The organism is Azospirillum brasilense, from assembly GCF_022023855.1.
Taxonomy (GTDB): domain Bacteria; phylum Pseudomonadota; class Alphaproteobacteria; order Azospirillales; family Azospirillaceae; genus Azospirillum; species Azospirillum brasilense_F.
In genome coordinates, this window is sequence record NZ_CP059449.1 from 1,822,280 (window position 1) to 1,844,779 (window position 22,500).

The 22,500-nt window shown below is 66.9% G+C and carries 31 protein-coding genes; 27 read left to right on the forward strand and 4 right to left on the reverse strand.

Going from position 1 to position 22,500, the window contains the following annotated elements:
• Positions 1–4: 4 nt before the first annotated feature.
• From rplB to H1Q64_RS08670, 19 genes are all read left to right on the forward strand, one after another.
• Positions 5–832, forward strand: coding sequence for a 50S ribosomal protein L2 (rplB, locus tag H1Q64_RS08580; protein WP_237903167.1), 828 nt, complete (start codon positions 5–7; stop codon positions 830–832).
• A 12-nt stretch (positions 833–844) separates the two neighbouring features.
• A complete protein-coding gene (gene rpsS, locus H1Q64_RS08585) occupies positions 845–1,123 on the forward strand; it encodes a 30S ribosomal protein S19 (protein ID WP_014241034.1) in 279 nt (92 codons plus the stop codon).
• Between the two features lie 3 nt (positions 1,124–1,126).
• Positions 1,127–1,522: a 50S ribosomal protein L22 gene (rplV, locus tag H1Q64_RS08590; RefSeq protein WP_035675046.1), complete on the forward strand. Its 396-nt coding sequence runs from the start codon at positions 1,127–1,129 to the stop codon at positions 1,520–1,522.
• A gap of 1 nt (position 1,523) precedes the next feature.
• Positions 1,524–2,300 (forward strand): 30S ribosomal protein S3, encoded by a 777-nt coding sequence (rpsC, locus tag H1Q64_RS08595; RefSeq protein ID WP_014241032.1) that lies wholly within the window; start codon positions 1,524–1,526, stop codon positions 2,298–2,300.
• Positions 2,301–2,315: 15 nt separating this feature from the next.
• Complete coding sequence (rplP, locus tag H1Q64_RS08600; RefSeq protein ID WP_014241031.1) at positions 2,316–2,747, forward strand: 50S ribosomal protein L16; 432 nt, start codon at positions 2,316–2,318, stop codon at positions 2,745–2,747.
• Complete coding sequence (gene rpmC / locus H1Q64_RS08605; RefSeq protein ID WP_014241030.1) at positions 2,744–2,950, forward strand: 50S ribosomal protein L29; 207 nt, start codon at positions 2,744–2,746, stop codon at positions 2,948–2,950. Before rplP ends, rpmC begins: the two co-directional genes overlap by 4 nt.
• Before the next feature lie 12 nt (positions 2,951–2,962).
• Entirely contained in the window at positions 2,963–3,217 is a 255-nt protein-coding gene (gene rpsQ / locus H1Q64_RS08610) for a 30S ribosomal protein S17 (RefSeq protein ID WP_014241029.1), read from the forward strand.
• A 17-nt stretch (positions 3,218–3,234) separates the two neighbouring features.
• Positions 3,235–3,603, forward strand: a complete 369-nt coding sequence (gene rplN / locus H1Q64_RS08615) for a 50S ribosomal protein L14 (RefSeq protein ID WP_012973215.1) — start codon at positions 3,235–3,237, stop codon at positions 3,601–3,603.
• A complete protein-coding gene (gene rplX, locus H1Q64_RS08620) occupies positions 3,600–3,920 on the forward strand; it encodes a 50S ribosomal protein L24 (RefSeq protein ID WP_088123921.1) in 321 nt (106 codons plus the stop codon). Before rplN ends, rplX begins: the two co-directional genes overlap by 4 nt.
• An 11-nt stretch (positions 3,921–3,931) precedes the next feature.
• On the forward strand, positions 3,932–4,474 hold the full coding sequence (rplE, locus tag H1Q64_RS08625) for a 50S ribosomal protein L5 (protein ID WP_035675042.1): 543 nt from the start codon (positions 3,932–3,934) through the stop codon (positions 4,472–4,474).
• A gap of 19 nt (positions 4,475–4,493) precedes the next feature.
• Entirely contained in the window at positions 4,494–4,799 is a 306-nt protein-coding gene (gene rpsN, locus H1Q64_RS08630) for a 30S ribosomal protein S14 (RefSeq protein WP_014241026.1), read from the forward strand.
• 13 nt (positions 4,800–4,812) lie between these two features.
• Complete coding sequence (gene rpsH / locus H1Q64_RS08635; protein WP_035675041.1) at positions 4,813–5,211, forward strand: 30S ribosomal protein S8; 399 nt, start codon at positions 4,813–4,815, stop codon at positions 5,209–5,211.
• A gap of 13 nt (positions 5,212–5,224) precedes the next feature.
• Entirely contained in the window at positions 5,225–5,758 is a 534-nt protein-coding gene (rplF, locus tag H1Q64_RS08640; RefSeq protein WP_014241025.1) for a 50S ribosomal protein L6, read from the forward strand.
• Between the two features lie 8 nt (positions 5,759–5,766).
• Positions 5,767–6,129 carry a 50S ribosomal protein L18 gene (gene rplR / locus H1Q64_RS08645; protein WP_014241024.1) on the forward strand — a complete coding sequence of 121 codons (363 nt, stop codon included), beginning with the start codon at positions 5,767–5,769 and terminating at the stop codon, positions 6,127–6,129.
• Between the two features lie 12 nt (positions 6,130–6,141).
• Complete coding sequence (rpsE, locus tag H1Q64_RS08650) at positions 6,142–6,723, forward strand: 30S ribosomal protein S5 (RefSeq protein WP_035675037.1); 582 nt, start codon at positions 6,142–6,144, stop codon at positions 6,721–6,723.
• A gap of 2 nt (positions 6,724–6,725) precedes the next feature.
• The gene (gene rpmD, locus H1Q64_RS08655) at positions 6,726–6,917 is read left to right on the forward strand and encodes a 50S ribosomal protein L30 (RefSeq protein WP_014241022.1); all 192 of its coding nucleotides are present in this window, start codon (positions 6,726–6,728) and stop codon (positions 6,915–6,917) included.
• A gap of 4 nt (positions 6,918–6,921) precedes the next feature.
• The gene (rplO, locus tag H1Q64_RS08660) at positions 6,922–7,407 is read left to right on the forward strand and encodes a 50S ribosomal protein L15 (protein ID WP_149467682.1); all 486 of its coding nucleotides are present in this window, start codon (positions 6,922–6,924) and stop codon (positions 7,405–7,407) included.
• Between the two features lie 118 nt (positions 7,408–7,525).
• A complete protein-coding gene (gene secY, locus H1Q64_RS08665; RefSeq protein WP_014241020.1) occupies positions 7,526–8,866 on the forward strand; it encodes a preprotein translocase subunit SecY in 1,341 nt (446 codons plus the stop codon).
• The gene (locus H1Q64_RS08670; protein WP_237903168.1) at positions 8,866–9,513 is read left to right on the forward strand and encodes an adenylate kinase; all 648 of its coding nucleotides are present in this window, start codon (positions 8,866–8,868) and stop codon (positions 9,511–9,513) included. The genes secY and H1Q64_RS08670 overlap by 1 nt, the downstream gene beginning before the upstream one ends.
• Positions 9,514–9,634: 121 nt before the next feature.
• On the opposite strand, the gene H1Q64_RS08675 is transcribed toward H1Q64_RS08670, so the two are convergent.
• Both H1Q64_RS08675 and H1Q64_RS08680 read right to left on the reverse strand, forming a co-directional pair.
• A complete protein-coding gene (locus H1Q64_RS08675; RefSeq protein ID WP_237903169.1) occupies positions 9,635–10,393 on the reverse strand; it encodes a FadR/GntR family transcriptional regulator in 759 nt (252 codons plus the stop codon).
• 109 nt (positions 10,394–10,502) lie between these two features.
• The gene (locus tag H1Q64_RS08680; RefSeq protein ID WP_237903170.1) at positions 10,503–11,417 is read right to left on the reverse strand and encodes a DMT family transporter; all 915 of its coding nucleotides are present in this window, start codon (positions 11,415–11,417) and stop codon (positions 10,503–10,505) included.
• A gap of 186 nt (positions 11,418–11,603) precedes the next feature.
• On the opposite strand from H1Q64_RS08680, the gene H1Q64_RS08685 reads away from it, so the two are divergent.
• From H1Q64_RS08685 to H1Q64_RS08705, 5 genes are all read left to right on the forward strand, one after another.
• Positions 11,604–12,476 carry an N-formylglutamate amidohydrolase gene (locus tag H1Q64_RS08685; RefSeq protein ID WP_237903171.1) on the forward strand — a complete coding sequence of 291 codons (873 nt, stop codon included), beginning with the start codon at positions 11,604–11,606 and terminating at the stop codon, positions 12,474–12,476.
• 6 nt (positions 12,477–12,482) lie between these two features.
• The gene (locus H1Q64_RS08690; protein ID WP_237903172.1) at positions 12,483–13,613 is read left to right on the forward strand and encodes a carboxylate-amine ligase; all 1,131 of its coding nucleotides are present in this window, start codon (positions 12,483–12,485) and stop codon (positions 13,611–13,613) included.
• 187 nt (positions 13,614–13,800) lie between these two features.
• Entirely contained in the window at positions 13,801–15,111 is a 1,311-nt protein-coding gene (locus H1Q64_RS08695) for an O-acetylhomoserine aminocarboxypropyltransferase (RefSeq protein ID WP_237903173.1), read from the forward strand.
• Between the two features lie 10 nt (positions 15,112–15,121).
• The gene (locus H1Q64_RS08700; RefSeq protein ID WP_237903174.1) at positions 15,122–15,919 is read left to right on the forward strand and encodes an alpha/beta fold hydrolase; all 798 of its coding nucleotides are present in this window, start codon (positions 15,122–15,124) and stop codon (positions 15,917–15,919) included.
• Positions 15,920–16,017: 98 nt separating this feature from the next.
• A complete protein-coding gene (locus tag H1Q64_RS08705; RefSeq protein WP_269145332.1) occupies positions 16,018–17,910 on the forward strand; it encodes a PAS domain-containing hybrid sensor histidine kinase/response regulator in 1,893 nt (630 codons plus the stop codon).
• A gap of 98 nt (positions 17,911–18,008) precedes the next feature.
• On the opposite strand, the gene H1Q64_RS08710 is transcribed toward H1Q64_RS08705, so the two are convergent.
• Positions 18,009–18,470 carry an Hsp20 family protein gene (locus H1Q64_RS08710; protein ID WP_014241011.1) on the reverse strand — a complete coding sequence of 154 codons (462 nt, stop codon included), beginning with the start codon at positions 18,468–18,470 and terminating at the stop codon, positions 18,009–18,011.
• 279 nt (positions 18,471–18,749) lie between these two features.
• Between H1Q64_RS08710 and H1Q64_RS08715 the strand changes: the two genes are divergently transcribed.
• Positions 18,750–19,157 (forward strand): DUF1465 family protein, encoded by a 408-nt coding sequence (locus H1Q64_RS08715; RefSeq protein WP_237903176.1) that lies wholly within the window; start codon positions 18,750–18,752, stop codon positions 19,155–19,157.
• Between the two features lie 83 nt (positions 19,158–19,240).
• On the opposite strand, the gene rpmE is transcribed toward H1Q64_RS08715, so the two are convergent.
• Complete coding sequence (gene rpmE, locus H1Q64_RS08720) at positions 19,241–19,465, reverse strand: 50S ribosomal protein L31 (protein ID WP_014241009.1); 225 nt, start codon at positions 19,463–19,465, stop codon at positions 19,241–19,243.
• Between the two features lie 368 nt (positions 19,466–19,833).
• Here rpmE and H1Q64_RS08725 point away from each other — a divergent pair, with 368 nt between their 5' ends.
• Entirely contained in the window at positions 19,834–21,636 is a 1,803-nt protein-coding gene (locus H1Q64_RS08725; protein WP_237904928.1) for an ABC transporter transmembrane domain-containing protein, read from the forward strand.
• A gap of 64 nt (positions 21,637–21,700) precedes the next feature.
• Positions 21,701–22,498 (forward strand): DUF2243 domain-containing protein, encoded by a 798-nt coding sequence (locus H1Q64_RS08730; RefSeq protein WP_237903177.1) that lies wholly within the window; start codon positions 21,701–21,703, stop codon positions 22,496–22,498.
• Positions 22,499–22,500 lie beyond the last annotated feature (2 nt).

Here is a 22,500-nt window from a genome sequence, read left to right on the forward strand (position 1 = left end):
TCCGATGGCTCTGAAGCAATATCGCCCAATTACGCCGTCGCTCCGCCAGCTGGTCATCGTCGACCGCTCGGAGCTGTGGAAGGGCAAGCCGGTCAAGACCCTCACCGAGGGCCTGACCAAGTCCGGCGGCCGCAACAACACCGGCCGCATCACCGCGCGCCGGATGGGTGGCGGTCACAAGCGCGTCTACCGTCTGGTGGACTTCAAGCGCCGCAAGTTCAACGTCCCGGCGGTCGTCGAGCGCCTGGAGTACGATCCGAACCGCACGGCCTTCATCGCCCTCATCAAGTATGAGGACGGCACCATGTCCTACATTCTGGCGCCGCAGCGCCTGAAGGTGGGCGACACGGTGATCGCCGGCGAGAAGGTGGATGTGAAGCCCGGCAACGCCATGCCGCTGAAGAACATCCCGGTCGGTTCGGTGCTGCACAACGTCGAGCTGAAGCCCGGCAAGGGTGGTCAGCTGGCCCGTTCGGCCGGCACCTACCTGCAGCTGGTCGGCCGCGACGGCGGGTACGCCCAGCTGAAGCTGCCCTCGGGCGAGCTTCGCGTGGTCCGCGGCGACTGCATGGCCACCCTGGGTGCCGTGTCGAACCCGGACAACATGAACACCAACAAGGGCAAGGCCGGTCGCAGCCGTTGGCTGGGCATCCGTCCGTCCGTCCGTGGTGTCGCCATGAACCCGATCGACCACCCGCACGGTGGTGGTGAAGGCCGCACCTCGGGTGGCCGTCATCCGGTCACGCCGTGGGGCAAGCCGACCAAGGGCAAGAAGACTCGTCACAACAAGAAGACGGATGGCCTGATCCTGCGCCGCCGTCATTCGAAGTAAGGAGGGCGGACGATGGCACGCTCCGTTTGGAAGGGCCCGTTCGTCGACGGCTACCTGCTCAAGAAGGCGGACAAGTCGCGGGCTTCGGGCCGCAACGAGATCATCAAGATCTGGTCGCGTCGCTCGACGATCCTGCCGCAGTTCGTGGGTCTCACGTTCGGCGTGTACAATGGCCACAAGTTCCTGCCGGTTCTGGTGACCGAGAACATGATCGGCCACAAGTTCGGTGAGTTCGCTCCGACGCGCACCTTCTACGGGCACGCGGCGGACAAGAAGGCGAAGAGGAAGTAAGCCATGGGCAAGCCCTCCAACCCCAGCCGTATCGCGGAGAACGAGGCCATCGCCTCCAATCCGATGATCCGCACCAGCCCGCGCAAGCTGAACCTCGTCGCCCAGCTCATCCGGAACAAGGATGCCAGCAGCGCCGTGGCCGAGCTGACCTTCTCCAAGCGCCGCATCGCCGGCGAGGTGAAGAAGGTCCTCCAGGCCGCGATCGCCAACGCCGAGAACAACCATCAGCTCGATGTGGACCGCCTGTACGTCTCCTCGGCGACGGTCGGCCGCGCCCTGGTGATGAAGCGCTTCCACGCCCGTGCCCGTGGGCGCGGCGCGCGGGTCGAGAAGCTGTTCTCCAACCTGACGATCATCGTGCGTGAGCGCGAAGCCGCCGCTGCCGAAGGGGCCGAGTAAGATGGGTCAGAAAGTCAATCCGATCGGGCTGCGCCTCGGCATCAACCGGACCTGGGACAGCCGTTGGTTCGCCAAGCGCGACTACGCCAACCTGCTGCACCAGGACCTGAAGCTGCGCGGCTATCTGCAGGGTCGCCTGCAGCAGGCCGGCTGCTCGCGCGTCATCATCGAGCGTCCGGCCAAGAAGGCCCGCGTCACCATCCACTCCGCCCGTCCGGGCGTGGTGATCGGCAAGAAGGGCGCGGACATCGAGAAGCTGCGCACCGAGCTGTCGAAGATGGCCGGCGGCGAGGTGAGCCTGAACATCATCGAGATCCGCAAGCCGGAGATCGATGCCAAGCTCATCGCCGAGAACATCTCCAACCAGCTCGAGCGCCGTGTCGCCTTCCGCCGCGCCATGAAGCGCGCGGTCCAGTCGGCCATGCGTCTGGGCGCCCAGGGCATCCGGATCAACTGCTCCGGCCGTCTCGGCGGCGCCGAGATCGCCCGCCTGGAGTGGTACCGCGAGGGCCGCGTTCCGCTGCACACCCTGCGTGCGGACATCGACTACGGCACCGCGACCGCGAAGACCACCTACGGCACCTGCGGTGTCAAGGTGTGGGTCTTCAAGGGCGAGATCATGGCGCACGACCCGATGGCGCAGGACAAGCGCATGGGCACCGAGCCGGTGTCGACCGATGGCGAGCCGCGGCGCGAGCGTCGCGAGCGTGGTGACCGTGAGGAGCGTGGGGGCCGTGGTCGCGGCGACCGTGACCGCTCCGAGCGGGCTGACCGCTAGTAAGGGGCACGAGCGATGCTTTCTCCGAAGCGTACCAAGTACCGCAAGGCCCACAAGGGCCGCATCCACGGCAACGCGAAGGGCGGCACCCAGCTGAACTTCGGCTCCTTCGGCCTCAAGGCCCTGGAGCCGGAGCGCATCACGGCCCGCCAGATCGAGGCGGCCCGCCGCGCGATCACCCGCGCCATGAAGCGTCAGGGCCGCGTGTGGATCCGCGTGTTCCCGGACCTGCCGGTCTCCACCAAGCCCGCCGAAGTCCGCATGGGTTCCGGTAAGGGCACGCCCGAATACTGGGCGGCCCGCGTTCATCCCGGCCGCATCCTGTTTGAGCTGGACGGCGTGCCCGCGGATGTGGCAAAGCAGGCGTTCGCCCTGGCGGCCGCCAAGCTGCCGATCAAGACCAAGCTGGTGACCCGCCTCGGCGGCGGTGAGGAGGTGGCGGCATGAAGTCCGTCGACGTGCGTGCGAAGAGCACCGAGGAGCTGAACGATCAGCTCCTCCAGCTCAAAAAGGAACAGTTCAACCTGCGTTTCCAGCGGGCCTCCGGCCAGCTGGAGAACACCGCGCGGGTGCGAGTGGTGCGTCGCGACATCGCGCGCATCAAGACGATCCTCGGCGAGCGTTCGCGCTCGGCCGAAGCCGGCAAGTAAGGAGGGCTACCTATGCCTCGCCGCGTTCTGCAGGGCACGGTGGTCAGCGACAAGGGCGACAAGACGGTTATCGTCCTGGTCGAGCGCCGCGTCATGCACCCCGTGTACAAGAAGTTCATTCGTCAGTCGAAGAAGTACGCCGCCCATGACGAGGGCAACCAGTTCAAGGTCGGCGATACCGTTTCGATCATCGAATGCCGCCCGATCTCCAAGCGCAAGCGCTGGACGGTCGTGCTTGAGTCCGCCGCCGTTAGCGGCGCCGCGTAAACGGAAGGGTACAAACCATGATCCAGATGCAAACCAACCTGGAAGTCGCCGACAATAGCGGGGCGCGCCGGGTGCAGTGCATCAAGGTGCTTGGCGGGTCCAAGCGGAAGGTGGCCACCGTCGGCGACGTGATCGTCGTCTCGGTCAAGGAAGCCATTCCGAAGGGTCGCGTCAAGAAGGGCGACGTGCATCGCGCCGTCATCGTCCGCACCGCGAAGGAACTGCGCCGGGAGGACGGGTCCGCGATCCGTTTCGACCGCAATGCCGCCGTGCTGATCAACAAGCAGGGCGAGCCGATCGGCACGCGTATCTTCGGGCCGGTCACTCGTGAGCTTCGCGGCAAGAAGTTCATGAAGATCATCTCGCTGGCGCCGGAGGTGCTGTGATGGCCGCGAAGATCAAGACCAAGGACAAGGTCGTCATCCTTGCCGGTAAGGACAAGGGGAAGACCGGTGAGGTCCTCAAGGTCATCCCGGCGGAAAACCGTGTCGTCGTGCAGGGCGTGAACGTGGTGAAGAAGCACCAGCGTCCGAGCGCCACCTCGCAGGGCGGCATCGTTGAGTTCGAGGCGCCCATCAACGTCTCGAACGTTGCTCATGTCGACCCCAAGGACGGCAAGCCGACCCGCGTCGGTTTCAAGGTCCTTGAGGATGGCCGCAAGGTGCGTGTCGCCAAGCGGTCCGGCGAAGTCATCGACGTGTGAGGACCGGACCAATGGCTGCACGTTTGAAGGAAGTGTACGACTCCAAGATCCGCGCTGCGCTCAAGGCTGAGTTCGGCTACGCGAACGACATGGAAGTTCCGCGGATCGAGAAGATCGTCATCAACATGGGTGTCGGCGAAGCTGTCGGCGACTCCAAGAAGATCCAGAATGCGGTGAGCGAACTGACGGCGATCAGCGGCCAGAAGCCGATCGTCACGAAGTCCCGCAAGTCGATCGCGCAGTTCAAGCTGCGTGAGGGCATGGCGATCGGGTGCAAGGTCACGCTCCGTCGTGAGCGGATGTACGAGTTCCTGGATCGCCTGGTCACGATCGCGTTGCCGCGTGTCCGCGACTTCCGCGGCATCCCCGGCAACAGCTTCGACGGCCGTGGCAACTATGCCATGGGCGTGAAGGAGCAGATCATTTTCCCGGAGATCGACTACGACAAGATCGATCAGATCCGCGGCATGGACATCATTTTCGTCACCTCGGCGAAGACCGACAAGGAAGCCAAGGCTCTCCTGAAGGCCTTCGACATGCCGTTTGTGGCCTGATTGGCTGGAGCACGACCCCATGGCTAAGACCAGTGCCATCGAGAAGAACAAGCGTCGCACCAAGCTGGTGAAGCAGTTCGCCAACAAGCGTGCCCGCCTGAAGGCCATCGCCTCCGATCGCTCCCTCCCGCCGGAAGAGCAGTTCGCCGCCCGCCTCAAGCTGGCCGAAATGCCGCGCAACTCGTCGAAGGTGCGCATCCGCAACCGCTGCGAAATGACCGGCCGTCCGCGGGCGTTCTATCGCAAGTTTAAGCTGTCCCGCGTCACCCTCCGTGAACTGGCCTCGACTGGCCAGATCCCGGGGATGGTGAAGTCGAGCTGGTAAGGAGGGTCGGAGAATGTCTTTGAGCGATCCGCTCGGCGATATGCTGACCCGCATTCGCAACGGTCAGCACGCCCGTATGTCTGTTGTGCAGAGCCCGGCGTCGAAGCTGCGCAGCAACGTGCTTGAGGTTCTCAAGCGCGAGGGTTACATCCGCGGCTACTCCGAGGAGGAGCTGCGCCCCGGCATCAAGAACCTGAAGATCGAGCTGAAGTATCACGAAGGCGAGCCTGTGATTAAGCAGATCGCCCGCGTGTCGAAGCCCGGCCGCCGCGTTTATTCGAAGATCACCGATCTGCCCCGCGTCTTCAACGGCCTCGGCATCGCGATCCTCTCCACGCCGCGCGGCGTGATGTCGGACAATGAGGCCCGCGCCGCCAACGTCGGCGGTGAAGTCCTCTGCCGCGTGTTCTAAGGGGGACCCTTCGATGTCGCGCATTGGAAAGCATCCCGTGCCGGTTCCGGCTGGTGTTGACGTCTCCGTCAACGGCCAGCAGGTGTCGGCCAAGGGCAAGCTGGGTTCGCTCAGCCTGACCCTCATCGACGACATCACGGCCAAGCTGGAAGACGGCAAGGTCGTGGTGGCCCCGGCGAACGACAGCAAGCGCGCCCGCGTCATGTGGGCAACCTCGCGCACCCTGATCAACAACATGGTCACGGGCGTCAACCAGGGCTTCACCATCAACCTCGAGATCAACGGTGTCGGTTACCGTGCCGCCGTGCAGGGCAAGGAGCTGGTCATGCAGCTCGGCTACTCGCACGACGTCAAGTACCCGATCCCGGAGGGCATCACCATCAAGTGTGACAAGCCCACCGCGATCTCGGTGTCGGGCTTCGACAAGCAGAAGGTCGGTCAAGTCGCCGCGGAGATCCGCGGTTGGAAGAAGCCGGAGCCCTATAAGGGCAAGGGCATCAAGTACGAGACCGAGACGCTGATCCGCAAGGAAGGCAAGAAGAAGTAAGGTCCGCCATGCTCAAGCCAAAGCAACTCCACGAGCGCCGCAAGCAGCGCGTGCGCGCGCAGATTGCCAAGAAGGCCGGCGGGCGGGCTCGCCTCTCGGTTTTCCGGTCCAATCTGCACATCTACGCCCAGATCATCGACGACGAGAACGGCCGCACGGTCGCCTCGGCCTCGTCCGTGGAAAAGGAGCTGCGCGAGCAGCTCAAGCACGGTGGGAACGTCGAAGCCGCCCAGAAGATCGGTGCGCTCATCGCCGAGCGCGCCAAGGCGGCGGGCGTCACCGAGGTCGTGTTCGACCGTGGTGGCTACATTTACCACGGCCGGGTCAAGGCCCTGGCTGACGCCGCCCGCGAGGGCGGGCTGTCGTTCTAAGGAGGCTCCGAAATGGCACGTGAAAGAGGCGAGCGGAGCGACCGTGATCGGCAGCCGCGCGATCGCGACCGGGAAGAGAGCGAGCTGATCGAAAAGCTCGTTGGGATCAACCGCGTCGCCAAGGTTGTGAAGGGTGGCCGTCGCTTCGGCTTCGCCGCCCTGGTGGTGGTCGGTGACGGCAAGGGCCGCGTCGGCGTCGGATCGGGCAAGGCCCGTGAGGTGCCGGAGGCGATCCGCAAGGCCACCGACCAGGCGAAGCGCGGTATGATCCGCGTTCCGCTGCGCGAAGGCCGCACGCTGCACCATGACTCCAACGGTCACTTCGGTGCCGGCAAGGTCGTGCTGCGCACCGCCCCGGCCGGTACCGGCATCATCGCCGGCGGTCCGATGCGCGCGATCTTCGAGGCGCTGGGTGTGCAGGACGTGGTGACGAAGTCCATCGGCACCTCGAACCCGCACAACATGATCAAGGCGACCTTCGACGCCCTGTCGCAGGTTTCCAGCCCGCGCAGCGTCGCCGCCCGTCGCGGCCGTCGCGTGAGCGACATCCTCGGCAAGCGTGAAACCGGCGCTGCCGGTGCGCAGGAGGCTTGATCATGGCCGAGAAGAAGACCGTCATCGTCACCCAGACCGGCAGCCCGATCGGCCGCAAGCACGACCAGCGTGAAACGCTGGTCGGTCTGGGTCTCAACAAGCTGCACCGGACCCGCGAACTGGAGGACACTCCGGCCGTGCGGGGCATGATCGCCAAGGTCGCGCACCTGGTCCGCGTCGAGAACGAGGGCTGAACCCATGACGAAGCTGAACGATCTCCGGGACAACCCCGGTGCCCGTAAGGAGCGCATGCGCGTCGGCCGCGGTATCGGTTCGGGCAAGGGCAAGACCGGCGGCCGTGGCGTCAAGGGTCAGACCTCGCGCACCGGCGTGGCCATCAACGGCTTTGAAGGCGGCCAGATGCCCCTTCACCGCCGCCTTCCGAAGCGCGGTTTCCGCAACATCTTCGCGAAGGAATACTCGGTCGTGAACCTGGGCCTGGTCCAGAAGTTCATCGACGCCGGCAAGCTCGACGCCAGCCAGACCATCGACGCGGTGGCCCTGGAAGCGGCGGGGGTCACCGGCAAGGTGAAGAAGGACGGCGTCCGTCTTCTGGGCAAGGGCGCCCTGACGACGAAAGCCAGCTTCACCGTGGCCGGCGCCTCCAAGTCGGCTGTGGAAGCGGTCGAGAAGGCGGGTGGCAGCGTCACGCTGACCGCGTCCGCCGCCGAAGCCGCCGAGTGATCGGAAGCCCGCGCTTGCGCGCGGGCCTCTTCCGGCACTAAATGAAGCGAAGTTGCGAGGGGCGGCCTGCATCCTGCAGGACCGCCCCGTTCGTGCATTAGGGACAGGGATACGACCCATGGCATCAGCGGCCGAGCAGCTTGCCGCGAACATTAATTTCGGGGCCTTCTCCAAGGCGACCGAGCTGAAGAAGCGGATCTGGTTCACCCTTGGTGCCTTGATCATCTACCGCCTGGGCACCTACATCCCGATTCCGGGCGTCAACCCGCAGATCCTCGCCGATATTTTCCGGCAGCAGGGCGGGGGCATCCTGGGCATGTTCGACATGCTGGCCGGCGGCGCGCTGCACCGCATGACGATCTTCGCGCTCAACATCATGCCGTACATTTCGGCTTCCATCATCGTGCAGCTTCTGACCGCGGTATCGCCGCAGATGGAAGCGCTGAAGAAGGAAGGCGAGTCGGGCCGCAAGAAGCTGAACCAGTACACCCGCTACGGCACCGTCCTTCTGGCGACCGTGCAGGCCTGGGGCTTGGCGGTGGGGCTCGAGGCGATGACCGGCGCATCCGGCGCCGCGGTTCCGGAACCGGGGCTGTTCTTCAAGATCGCCACGGTCATCACGCTGGTCGGCGGCACGATGTTCCTGATGTGGCTGGGCGAGCAGATCACCGCCCGCGGCATCGGCAACGGGATTTCCCTCATCATCTTCGCCGGCATCGTCGCCGAGCTGCCGCGCGCTCTCGTCAGCACGCTGGAGCTAGGCCGCACCGGCGCGCTGTCCACGCTGTTCATCGTCTTCCTGCTGCTGATGGCGGTGGGCGTCGTGTTCTTCATCGTGTTCATGGAGCGCGCGCAGCGCCGGCTGCTGATCCAGTATCCGAAGCGTCAGATGGGCAACCGCGTGTTCGGCGGCGAAGCGTCGCACCTGCCGCTGAAGCTGAACACCTCGGGCGTCATTCCGCCGATCTTCGCGTCTTCGCTGCTGCTGCTGCCGCTGACCGCGGTCGGCTTCGCCGGCGGCGAGGGTCCGGAGTGGCTGCAGACGGTCACGCGCTATCTGGCGCATGGCACGCCGCTTTACATGATCCTGTATTCGGCGCTGATCATCTTCTTCTGCTTCTTCTATACGGCCATCGTCTTCAACCCCGCGGACACGGCCGAGAACCTGCGTAAGTATGGCGGCTTCATTCCCGGCATCCGTCCGGGCAAGAACACCGCGGACTACATCGACTACGTGCTGACCCGGTTGACGGTGATCGGTTCGGCCTACCTTGTGGCGGTTTGTCTCCTCCCCGAAATCCTGATTTCCCAGCATTCGGTTCCGTTCTATTTTGGCGGCACCAGCCTGCTGATCGTGGTCACGGTGACGATGGACACGGTTGCGCAGATTCATTCCCATCTGCTGGCCCACCAGTATGAGGGGCTGATTAAAAAAGCGAAGCTTCGGGGGAGAAAGTAATGAATCTCATTCTGCTCGGACCGCCGGGCGCCGGGAAGGGGACCCAGGCGCGGCGTCTCGAAGACACGCGCGGGCTCGTCCAGCTTTCCACGGGCGATATGCTCCGCGCGATGGTCGCCGAGGGTGGTCCGCTTGGGCAGCAGGCGAAGGACATCATGTCCGCCGGCAAATTGATGCCGGACGAGCTGATGGTCAAAATCATCGCTGAGCGCATTTCCAAGCCGGATGTGGCCAACGGCTTCATCCTCGATGGTTTCCCGCGCACGGTCGCTCAGGCCGAGGCGCTGGACACCATGCTGTCGGACAAGGGCCTGAAGCTCGATCATGTGATCGAGATGAAGGTCGTGGACGACATCCTGGTGGAGCGCATCACCGGTCGTTACACCTGCGCCAAGTGCGGCAAGGGCTATCACGACGTCTTCGAGAAGCCGAAGATCGAGGGCGTCTGCGATGTCTGCGGCAGCACGGAGTTCAAGCGCCGGGCCGACGACAACGCCGACACGGTGAAGACCCGCCTCGCCCAGTATCACGAGCAGACCGCGCCGATCCTGCCGTATTATCAGAGCCGTGGCGTTCTGAAGACGGTGGACGGCATGGCCGAGATCGACGACGTGACGAAACAGATCGAGGGCATCCTGGCCGCCTGACCGGGATTGTCCTGATCGACTGCGTAGAAAAAGCCGCGAGGATCTTCGGACCCTCGCGGCTTTTTCTATGCCGTGACGATGAGGCGGGGAGGGCGGTCCTCCCCGGAGGTGCCGCCGCTCTTTACGGAGCGGCGTCGGTGTCGGGGCGGGACAGATCTTCCGCCTTCCGGCTCAGATCGTTGTAGCGGTCGAGCACCCAGCCGAGGTGGTCGGTGGCCGCAACGGCGGCGGCATCGGCATCACGGCGCCGGATGGCGTCGTAGATGGCGCGGTGATGGTCGATCATCAGCGCCTCTCGGCCCAGTGCGAAGGGCTCGGTGTGATGGTACTCCATCATCTGGCCAAGGATGTCGCGGATGGTCGCCAGCAGATGCAGATAGACCGGGCTCCCGGCCGCCTGGGCGACGGCGAGGTGGAAGTCCATGTCGTCGGCGGCCTGCTTGCCGTCGCGGCCCGTCTCGCCCATCGCGGCGAGGACTCGTCCGATGTGGTCGATCTGTTCCTGGGTCGCGCGTTCGGTGGCGCGCCGGGCCGCCCAGCTTTCCAGGGCCTGCCGGATCTCCACGAGGTCGCAGAGGTTGGCGTGCTTCACGCGGACCATCTCGGTCAGTGCGCCGTCCATGGCGCCCACGGATGACACCACGCGCGTGCCGCCGCCCTGCACCGCGGTCAGGAAGCCCTGGGTCTTCAGCTTCTGCAGGGCCGCGCGCACCGACACCCGGCTGACGTGGAGCTGCTCCGCAAGCTGGCGCTCGCCGGGAAGGCGCTCTCCCGGAACGAGTTCGCCACGGGCGATCCGTTCGAGAATCCGCTCCGCCACCCATTCGGAAATGCGCTGGGAGGAGGCCGGTACGTGGTGGGGTTCTTCGGTGTCGGACACGGTGTCATGCCCTTTCATCAGCAATCGGTCATAGGTCGTACCCGAGTCGGGCAAATCACGTCAACTCGCATCCGGACGGCGGCGTATGGTCCGCGTCATCGGCGGCGTTTCATCGGCTCCCGCGGCGGGCCATCAGGATGCCGGCCAACACCACGGCACCGCCCACCGCCTGGAGAGCGCCAAGCGGCTCGGCGAGCAGCGCCCAAGCCAGCACCGCCGCCGCCGCCGGTTGGAGCAGCAGGCTGACGGAGGAGAAGGCGGCGGGCAGATGGGCCAGCGCGTAGGCGATCAGGCTCTGGCCGCCGGCATGGCTGACCAGGGCGAGCCCCAGCAGCACCGCCCAGCCCTCAAGCGATCCGGCGATCAGGCTCTCGCCAGACAGCAGGGCGATGGGCAGCAGGGCGAGGCCGGTGACGACTCCGCTCCAGGTCATGATGGTGGCCGTGGAGAACTCCGCCCGCAGCCGACCCACCGCCAGGATGTAGCCGCCGTAGAAAACCGCGGTCAGCAGCCCGAGGGCGTCGCCGAACAGATGGTCCGGGCTCAGCTTCAGGCTCTGTCCCATCAGAACGACGGCCCCGCACAGCGCCAGACCGAGCCCCATCAGAAAGGTCCGGCTGAACCGCTCCTTGAACACCAGCCAGGACACCAGCGTCACGAAGATCGGCGCGAAGTTCGCGAGCAGCGTGGAGTTGGCGACGGAGGTGTAGCGGATCGACCAGTGCCAGATGGCGAGATCCCCGGCGAAGAACAGGCCCGCCGCGGTCAGCCGGGCGTGGTCGGACAGCGACGAAGGCTTGCGCGACCGCGCGCCTCCCTTCGGTTCCACCGCCATCCAGACCCACAGGGCCGGGATGGCGAAGGCGAGCCGCCAGAAGGCGGTGGCGCTCGGCCCCAGTTCGGACAGGCGCACGAAGATCGGGGCGAAGGCGATTCCCAGCGCCCCGGTCAGAAGGGCGATCAGCGCGATCCGCTGCGCCGAGTCGGCGTGCGCGGTGGGGGCGAGGGTGCTGGCGTCCGGCATGGCGTCCGTTATAACGGACGCACCTCCTAGGCGCCACGGGCGCCCGCCGCATGGCTCATCTGCGGAAGCCCCGGATTGTGGGACATTGCCGCTCCGTCGGGATCATCCGCGCCGCCGGACCGTTGCCTTGGGGACCAGCCGGCGGGAACTTCCGCTGCGACCGAGACCCTGCAATACTGTGCCATCATGACGCAGCGATCACCCTGCAAGCCCGCCGAACACCCCCGACCGGTGACCCTGCCCTCGCCGCCCCGCGCCGCGCCGGCCCCACCGTTGCTGGGTCCCGACGACCCGCCGCCGGTCACCGTGCTGCGTCCGGAGTCGGACAGCCCGGTCCTTCTGCTGTGCGACCACGCTTCGCGCGCCATCCCGAAGGCACTGGGGACGCTGGGGCTGGACGAGGCGAATCTGTGCCGGCACATCGCCTACGACATCGGCGCGGCGGAGCTGACGCGGCGGCTGTCGGAGCGGTTCGGCGCGGCGGCGGTGCTGTCCGGCTATTCCCGGCTGGTGATCGACCCGAACCGTGCGCTGGATGATCCGACGGCAATCCCGGTGGTCAGCGACGACGTGGTTATTCCCGGCAACCGCGCTCTGGACCGGGCCGAGGAAGAGCGCCGGATCGACGCCATCTTCCGGCCCTACCACGAGGCCGTGGCTGCCGAAGTCGCCCGGCGGCGCGAGCGCGGGCAGGTGCCGGTGCTGCTATCCATCCACAGCTTCACACCCGCCATGCGGGGCGTCGCCCGGCCCTGGCACGTCGGCATCCTATGGGACCACGACCCGCGCATTCCGATTCCAATGATCGCGCGGCTGCGCGCCGACGGGCGCTGGTGCGTCGGCGACAACGAGCCCTACTCGGGCCGGACCACCCTGGGCGGCACGGTGGAAAGCCACGCGACCCCCGCCGGGCTGCCCAACGTCCTGGTCGAGGTGCGCCAGGACCTGATCGCCACGCCGGAAGGGGCGGCGCTGTGGGCAACGGTGCTGGGCGACGCGCTGGAGCCGATCCTGGCCGACCCCGGCCTCTACCAAATCAAACTGTTCCCGCGGGAGTGAGCGTTCATGGAACCGGCCTTCACGCTGGGGCTTGAGGAAGAGTATCTGCTGGTGGACCGCAGCTCGCGGGACATCGCGCGCAACCCGCCGGACGAGATGCTGGAGGCCTGCCAGGAGCAGGCGCCGGGCCAGATCCATCCGGAATTCCTGCGCTGCCAGATCGAGGTCGGTACGCCGGTCTGCGCCAGCCTGAAGGAGGCGCGGGCGGAGCTGGCGCGGCTGCGCGCGACAGTGTCCGGGGTAGCGCGCGCCCACAATCTGGCGCCCATCGCCGCTTCCACCCATCCCTTCGCTGCGTGGGAGCCGCAGAAGCACACCAACCGCGACCGCTACAACATGCTGGCCCGCGACCTGGGCGCGCCGGCGCGGCGACTGATGATCTGCGGCATGCACGTCCATGTCGGGATCGAGGACGACGACCTGCGCATCGACCTGATGAATCAGGTCCGCTATTTCCTGCCGCATCTGCTGGCGCTGTCCACCTCATCACCCTTCTGGCGGGGGCAGGACATGCAGCGGAAATCCTACCGGCTGGCGGTGTGGAACGAACTGCCGCGCACCGGCATGCCTGACAGCTTCCAGAGCTTTGGCGAGTATCAGCAGCAGGTGAACGTCCTGGTCAACGCCGGCATCATCGAGGACGCGAGCAAGCTGTGGTGGGACATCCGCCCGTCCCAGCGCTTCCCGACGCTGGAGATGCGGATCACCGACGTCTGCACCCGTCTGGACGACGCGGTGACGGTGGCGGCTCTGTTCCGCTGCCTCCTGCGCATGCTGTGGCGGCTGCGGCTGAAGAACGTGACGTGGCGGCCCTACAAGAACCTGCTGATCGGCGAGAACCGCTGGCGCGCCCAGCGCTACGGCCTCGACGAGGGGCTGGTCGATTTCGGGCGCGGCACCATCGTTCCCTACGCCGACCTGATGGAGGAGCTGATCGAGCTGACGCGCGAGGACGCGGAGCGATTCGATTGCGTGGCGGAGGTTGCCAACGCCCGCGACATCATCCGCCGCGGCACCAGCGCCCACCGGCAGGTGGCCATCTACCGCGAGGCGCTGGAGCAGGGCGCCACCGGCTGGGAGGCCCTGGCCCAAGTGGTCGATTGGCTGGCCGAGGAGACCATGGTCGGGGTGGAGTGATTTGCACCGAAGAGTTGCTTCGAAATCCGTGGCAACTTTCGGAAAGCCACTACTTGACCTTTGCGTCATCCAGCCATACCCTCCCGGCAAATCAGCTCACCGAGTTGAGCAGGGCAGGCAAAAAATAACGAAGCAGCAGAGGGCCGCTCGCATCACGGGCGGCCCTTACCTTTTCAGGGGGAAGGGAATGGCCGACGCCAAGTTCCTCAAGTTCGACACGCTGAGCCTGCACGCCGGCCAGCGGCCCGACCCGGCCACCGGGGCGCGGGCGGTGCCGATCTATCAGTCCACGTCCTACGTCTTCGACGACACCGACCACGCGGCCTCGCTGTTCAACCTGGAACGGCCGGGGCACATCTATTCCCGCATCTCCAACCCCACGGTGGCGGTGCTGGAGGAGCGGCTGGCGGCTCTGGACGGCGGTGTCGGCGCGGTCTGCACGGCCAGCGGCCAGGCGGCCCTGACGCTCGCCATCATGACGCTGATGGATGCCGGCGGGCACATCGTCGCCTCCTCCTCGATCTACGGCGGCAGCCGCAACCTGCTGGCCTACACGTTGCCGCGATTCGGCATCACCACGACCTTCGTGAATCCGCGCGACCTCGACGGCTTCCGTGCAGCCATCCGGCCGGAGACGCGGCTGCTGTTCGGCGAGGTTCTGGGCAATCCGGGGCTGGAGGTGCTCGACATCCCCCGCCTGTCGGCCATCGCCCATGACGCCGGTCTGCCGCTGATGGTCGATGCGACCTTCGTCACGCCCTATCTGTGCAAGCCGCTGAGCGTCGGCGCCGATCTGGTCATGCATTCCTGCACCAAGTGGCTGGCCGGGCACGGTGTCGCCATCGGCGGCGTGGTGATCGACGGTGGCGCCTTCGACTGGGAGGCGTCCGGCAAGTTCCCGACCCTGACCGAGCCCTACGCCGGCTATCACGGCATCGACTTCGTGGAGGAGTATGGGCCGGCGGCCTTCATCATGCGCGCCCGCGCCGAGGGGCTGCGCGACTTCGGCGCCTGCATGAGCCCGATGAACGCCTTCCAGATCCTCCAGGGCGTGGAAACCCTGCCGCTGCGCATGAAGGGCCACATCCACAACACCCGCAAGGTGCTGGGCTTCCTCGAATCGGAGGCCTACGCGGAGAACGGCAGCGTCGCCTGGGTCACCCATCCCGAACTGCCCGATCATCCCGACCACCGGCTGCGCGCCCAGCTTCTGCCGCACGGCGCCGGCTCCATCATCTCCTTCGGCATCAAGGGCGGGCGGGAGGCCGGGCGGCGCTTCATCGAGAAGCTGGCGCTGTTCTCCCACCTCGCCAACGTCGGCGACGCCAAATCGCTGGTTATCCATCCTGCCAGCACCACCCACGCCCAGCTCGACGCCGAAGCGCTCGCCGCCGCCGGGGTGGGGGAGGACATGATCCGACTGTCCATCGGGCTGGAGGACTGCGACGACCTGATCGACGATCTGCGCCAAGCGCTGCGCGCCGCGACGAAGGCGTGAGGAGGCTGCCATGGAACTGACCGTCAACGGCCAGACCGTCTACGCCCACACCGGCGGGCGGCCTTTCGACCCGGCCCGGCCGGCGCTGGTGCTGATCCACGGCGCCGGCATGGACCACACGGTGTGGAGCCTGCAAAGCCGCTACCTCGCCCATCACGGGCGGTCGGTCCTGGCGGTGGACCTGCCGGGCCACGGCCGCTCCGGCGGGGCGCCGCTGCCGTCCATCGAGGAGTTGGCGGACTGGGTCGCCGCTCTGCTGGACGCGGCGGGCGTGGCGAAGGCGGCGCTCGCCGGCCATTCCATGGGTGCCCTGGTGGCCCTGGAAACCGCGGCGCGGCATGGCGACCGCATCGAATCGCTGGCCCTGCTGGGCGTGGCGGAGACGATGCCGGTCCATCCCGACCTGCTGGCCGCCGCGGCGCTGAACGACCCGTCCGCCATCGAGCTGGTCATCGGCTGGGGGCATGGGCCGCGCGGGCATGTTGGCGGCGCGGCGGCTCCGGGCCTGTCGCTGGTGCCCGGTGGGCGGCGATTGATGCAGCGGGCGCGACCCGGCGTGCTGGGCGTCGATCTGGGAGCCTGCAATGCCTATGTCCGCGGCGGCGCCGCGGCGGCGGCGGTGTCCTGCCCGGCGCTGTTCCTGCTGGGTGGAGTCGACCGTATGACCCCGGCGAAATCCGGCAAGGCTCTCGCCGCTAAGGTTAGGCATTCCGAAGTCATTCAGCTGTCCGGCATAGGCCATATGGTTATGACGGAAGCACCGGACGCAACCACAGATGCCTTTTCGGCGCAGTTCTCCGCGCGCTAAGCCTGTTGTTTCTTCGTTGATTACAAGGACGTCATGAATCGTTAACGGATTGTCGTCTTACTGTTCTGCGTTGGAGCGGCGATGCGGAATGGTGTTCTGTGCGGAGTCTTGAGCGGTATGTTCATGCCCTGATGGCCAACGCCGGCGACATCGTCGCCGTGCTGTCGTCGGACGGTCGGTTCATCGATGTGGGAGGCGCATGCCTTCGCGTGCTTGGCACCCCTCCGGAGGCGCTGCTGGGGACACCCGTGCTGGAACGCGTGCATCCGGACGACCGGGAGGAGGCTGTCCGGCGTCTCGCCCGCTGCGGCCATGGGGCATCCGTCGAGGACGGCGGTCCGTTCCTCTGCCGGGTGCGCCACGCGGCGGGCGGGTGGCGCCATATGGAGACGACGGCGTTCAACCGGCCGGACGATCCCAAAGTCCGGGAAATCGTCATCCACGCCCGTGACGTGACCGACCGGGTGGAGACCGAACAGCGGCTGCGGGCGAGCGAAGCGCTCTACCAGACGCTGGCCCGCTCCGCCCCGGTCGGCATTTTCCAGACGGATCGGGACGGCGGCATTGTCTTCGCCAACCCGCGCTTTGCAGCCATTGCCGGGTTGTCTTCCGATGCCCTGTCCGGCCATGCCTGGCGTGCGTCGCTGCATCCGGACGACCGCAAGCGGTTGGAGGCGGATTGGGCCCAGGCCGTGGCAGCGGGGCTGCCGGTTTTGCTGAATCTGCGGTTCTGCGCGACCGACGGCACGGTTACCTTCGCCCTGTGTCAGGGCTCGCCGCTGACCGATGCGGACGGGCAGGTGCAGGGCTGCGTCGGCACGCTGACCGACATGACCGAATATGTGCGGACCGCCGATGCCCTGCTGATGGCGGAGGCCCGGACCAACGCCATCGTGGACGCCGCCGCCGATGCCATCGTCACCATGGACGGGGAGGGCATCGTCCACAGCTTCAACCCGGCGGCGGAGGCGATGTTCGGCATCCCGGCGGCGGACATGCTGTGGAGCCGGATCGACCGGCTGATCCCGGACATGGTTGGTCTGCTTCAGGATGGCGGGCTGGCCGTCTATCAGCCCGGCGGCGAAGCTCATGGCGCCGGAGCCGTACGGGAGGCCGTGGCGGTGCGGGGCGGTGACGGCGATCGCTTCCCCATCGAAGTGTCGGTGAGCGCGGTCGAGACGGGCGGGCGCCGCGTCTTCACCGGCATCATCCGCGACATCACCGCGCGCAAGCGGAGCGAAAGCGACCTGATCGCGGCAAAGGAAGCCGCCGAGTCGGCGGACCGCGCCAAATCGACCTTCCTCCAGGTTATGAGCCACGAACTGCGGACCCCGCTGAACGCGGTCATCGGCTTCGCCCAGGTGATCGAGATGCGGCTGCTCGGGACGGGGGAGGTCGACCGTTACATCGACTATGCCGGGTCGATCCGCCAGTCCGGCGAGCATCTGCTGGCGATCATCGACGACATCCTGGACATCACGACCATCGAGGCCGGCGGGCTGCGGCTGAACGAAACTCCCGTCGAACCGTCCGCCCTGGTGGGGGAGGCGCTGAACCTCGTCGCCATCCAGTCGGGCAAGCGGGGCGTGCCGATCCGCATCGACCTGGAGGATGGCCTGCCGATGCTGTTCGGCGACGCGCTTCGCCTGCGGCAGGTGCTGGTGAACCTGCTGTCGAACGCCGTGAAATTCTCCAATCCCGGTGAAACCGCCGTCGTCCGCGCGCGCCGCGGGGGCGACGGCGGGGTCGAGCTGTCGGTGACGGACACCGGCATCGGCATCGCGGCGGAGGATCTGCCGACGGCGATGACTCCCTTCGCCCAGGTCGACCAGTCGATGGCGCGGCGCTACGAGGGAATGGGCCTTGGCCTGTCCATCTCGAAACGGCTGGTCGAGGCGCATGGCGGCACGCTGCGCATCGACAGCGCGCCGGGGCAGGGGACCACGGTGACCGTGGCCTTGCCGCCGAGCCGGAAAATGGCCGACGCATGACGGGAGCAGCGACGGTTCGCTGCTAACGCAAAAACGGCGCCCCGGTGGTCCGGGGCGCCTTGTCGACGCGTGATGCGCTGCTGCGTGATGCCTTGCGGTTACGCAGCCTGCTGGGTCAGCGCGGGCTTCGCCGTGCCGGTGGTGCCGATCTGGATGGTCCGTGGCTTCATCGTTTCCGGCACCTCGCGCACCAGATCGATATGGAGCAGCCCGTTCAGCAGATTGGCGTTGCCCACCTTGATGAAGTCGGCAAGCTGAAAGCGGCGCTCGAAAGCGCGGCCGGCAATACCCCGGTAGAGGAATTGGCCGGTCTCCTGTTCCTTCTTAGCTTTCCCTGTGACCACCAGAGAGTTCTGCTGAGCGGTGATCTCCAGATCCTCCGGGCCAAAGCCGGCGACGGCCATGGTGATCCGGTAAGCATCGTCGCCCGTCTTCTCGATGTTGTAGGGCGGGTAGGACGCGGCGGCCTCGTCGCCGGTCATCGCGTTCTCCAAGAGACGCGAGAGGCGGTCGAACCCGACGGTCGAACGGAACAGGGGCGAAAGGTCGTAGGAGCGCATGACATATCCTCCAAAAGAGCGATACAGCGATCGGGGACCACGATCATCGTCGGTCCCTCGGCTTGCGGATCCGGCGAACCCCAGCTGGGCGTCCACCGATACCGCGACAGATAAGCGAGCGACTTGCCCGTTCAAGAGGACGCTTTTCGAAAATCACCGGACCGCGCCGTCTCCGGCCACAAGGCGGAAGGCGGGGGTCCACATCCACAAACCGATTGTTAATCAGTTGCGGCGAGGCTCGGAATCGGGCCATCCGGCCGCGGGAGGGGTACGGCCGTGATGGAAACACCGACCTTCTTCAACGGAACTTATGATGAGACGATGGCGCTGTTGATCGAGGCGCGCAATTACATCGCCTATCATGATGCCGCCAGCCATCGGGCGCTGCCGCCCCATGTCCGGCTTCAGATCTCGTACGAATCGATGCGGGTGACCAGCCGTCTGACCCAGGTCATGGCTTGGCTGCTGGCGCAGAAGGCCGTGCATGCCGGGGAAATGACCCGCGAGCAGGCGGCGAGCGACGATTTCGCTCTGTCGGGAGGGGACATCTGCACCGATCCCTCCGGCCCCGACAACGAGCAGCTTCCGGAAGGCCTGCGCAGCCTTCTGGAGCGCAGCCACCAGCTCTACATGCGCGTCGCCCGGCTGGACGAACGCGCCCGCGACGCGGTGGCTCTGGCCGGCTGACGGCCAGCTTTCTCAAAAGCGGCAAACGCGAAAAGGGCGCCCGGCGAACCGGACGCCCCTTTTCGTTTTGCGGACGAAGAAGATTACTTCTTCAGGCCGAAGCTCGCGAAGCGCTTGTTGAACTTGGCGATCTGGCCGCCCGTGTCCAGCAGCTTCTGCACGCCGGTCCAAGCCGGGTGCGACTTCGGGTCGATGTCGAGGCGCAGCGTATCGCCCGGCTTGCCCATCGTGGAGCGGGTCTTGAACGTGCTGCCGTCGGTCATCACCACGTTGATCTCGTGGTAGTCGGGATGGATATCAGTCTTCATGGCCGGGGTTCCTGCAAAGCGAGCGCGGTCTATAGCAAAGCATGCGGCATGATGCAACCGCGTTCCTGCGCCGGAAAGGCGGGTGGTTCTGAACCACCGCCGCTTCGCTGTGCAACCCCCATCCTTCACCGTGGAGACACCGGGGCACAGAGGATTCGAGCGCTTTCGGAAGGCGTCGGCCGCGGCGGGATCTCCGCGTCTTCGTGACTGTATGGTTCAAACGTGTGGCCACACCATACCTTGTTCATAGGCCCACCCCTTGCTATATGCCGGGTTTGCCCCCCGTGCACCGCCTGCACATCGTCCTGCCGCGCCCGTCCTGCCGCTGGGGAGCCCCGGTGTCCCGTCATTCCTCGAAGTCCGATCCGGTGTCCGAAGGGGCGCCTTCCTCCGCGGCGCGCCGCCGCAACCTGTCGCCGCTGCGCCGGCTGTTTCCCTTCCTGTGGCCATACCGGCTGCAAATCCTGGGTGCCATGCTGGCCCTGACCGTGGCCGCCGGGACCGTCCTGGGGCTGGGGCAGGGGATGCGCGTCCTGGTGGACCAGGGCTTCGTCGCGGGCGATTCGGCGCTGCTCGACCGGGCGCTCCTGGTTCTGCTGGTGGTCATTGTGCTGATGGCCGCCTCGACCTTCGGCCGCTTCTATCTGGTGAGCTGGATCGGCGAGCGGGTGGTGGCCGACATCCGCCGCGCCGTCTACAGCCATGTGGTGAAGCTCTCCCCCGGCTTCTTCGAGACCACCAAGACCGGCGAGATCCTGACGCGCCTGACCACCGACACCGAGGTGCTTCAGACCGTGGTCGGCTCCTCCGTCTCGATTGCGCTGCGCAACACGCTGATGTTCGTGGGCGGCACGGCGATGCTGCTGGTGACCTCGCCGAAGCTGGCCGGGCTGGTGTTCCTGGGCGTGCCGGTGGTCATTCTGCCGATCATCATTTTGGGGCGGCGGGTGCGCGCCCTGTCGCGGGCCAGCCAGGACAAGATCGCCGACCTCGGCTCCTTCGTCGAGGAGACGCTGGGCGCCATCCGCACGATGCAGGCCTACACGCACGAGACCATCGACCGCAGCCTGTTCGGGGCGCGGGTGGAGGACGCCTTCACCACCGCCCGGCGGCGGGTGACGGTGCGGGCCATCATGACGATGATCGTCATCGTGCTGGTGTTCGGCTCCGTCGGCCTCATCCTGTGGATCGGCGGGCACGACGTGCTGGCCGGCCGGCTGTCGGTGGGGCAGCTTTCGGCCTTCGTCATCTATTCTGTGGTCGTCGCCGGTTCGGTGGGGGCGATCAGCGAGGTGGCCGGCGACCTTCAGCGCGCCGCCGGCGCCACGGAGCGGCTGTTCGACCTGCTCGACACCGAGCCGGAGATCCGCGCTCCGGTCAACCCGCGCGCGCTGCCGGAACCGACGCAGGGTGCGCTGTCGTTCCGCGACGTGCGTTTCCATTACCCGTCGCGCCCGGACTGGGCGGCGCTGAAGGAATTCTCCCTGGAGATCGAGCCGGGCGAGACGGTGGCCCTGGTCGGCCCGTCGGGCTCCGGCAAATCCACGGTGTTCCAGCTTCTGCTGCGCTTCTACGATCCGCAGGCCGGAGCGGTCACCCTGGACGGGGTGGACGTCCGCGATGCCGACCCGGTGGAGGTGCGGCGGCGGCTCGGCCTCGTGGCGCAGGACCCGGTGGTCTTCTCCGCCAACGCCTGGGAGAACATCCGCTACGGGCGTCCGGACGCCAGCGACGCCGAGGTGCTCGCTGCCGCCGAGGCGGCCCACGCGCTGGAGTTCCTGCAGGCGTTGCCGGAGGGGCTGGACACTTTCCTGGGCGAGAAGGGCGTGCGGTTGTCGGGCGGCCAGCGCCAGCGCCTGTCCATCGCGCGGGCCATCCTGCGCGACCCGCCGGTGCTGTTGCTCGACGAGGCGACCAGCGCGCTCGACGCGGAGAGCGAGCGCATGGTCCAGGACGCGCTGGACAAGCTGATGACCCGGCGCACAACGATCATCATCGCTCACCGGCTGGCGACCGTCCTGAACGCCGACCGGATCGTGGTGATGGAGCAGGGGCGCGTCGTCGCCACCGGGCGCCATGCCGATCTGGTCCGCGAGGGTGGCCTCTACGCCCGCCTCGCGGCGCTCCAGTTCGACCGTGCGGCGGACGAGGCCGGGCTGGTCGGGAGCTGAGAAGCCCGCCGCCGTTCGGGCGCCGGGTGCGGAACCCGTACGCGCTTGCGGCGGTTGTCGGGCCATGTCCACCGACACGACTCCTCTTCCTTCACCGGCACGGGCGGCAGCGGGGTTCCCCTGGGCGGGGTATCTGCTGGGTTTCGCGCTGGGCGGCTTCTTCGACGGAATCCTGCTGCATCAGGTGCTGCAATGGCATCACCTGCTGTCGGCGGTCGAGTCCTCCGCCGTGCAGGACATCCGCGTGCAGATTCTGGCGGACGGTCTGTTCCACGCGGCGATGTACGTCGTCGCGGCGGGCGGCCTGTGGCTGCTGTGGCGGAGCCGGCGCCGCTTCGCCGAGCCGGGGGAGGACCGCCTGCTGTTCGCCAACGCGCTGATCGGGTTCGGCGTCTGGCACATCCTCGACGGTGTTCTCTCCCATTGGCTCCTCGGCATCCACCGCATCCGCATGGACTCGGCGAATCCCCTTCTCTGGGACCTGCTGTGGTTCGTCGTCTTCGGCGTCGCCGTCGCCGCGGCGGGCTGGCGATTGCGGCGCAACGGGGGAGGAGGCAGCGGTGGCCGCACCGCACCGGTCGCCCTGACGCTGGCGGTTCTGATCGCCGGGCCGGTCGCCGCCCTGCCGCCGCCGGGCGTGACGACGGTCATGGTGCTGTTCCAACCCGGCACGACGGCGCCGGACGTGTTCGCCGCCGTGGCGGCGGTGGACGGGCGGCCGGTCTGGCAGGACCCTTCCGGCCAGCTCTGGGCCATTGACCTGGGTGAGGAGGGCAATCCGACCGCGCTGTACCGGCACGGCGCCCTGCTGGTCAGCAACACGCTGCTGCCGACCGGCTGCCTCGACTGGTTCCGGACCTGACG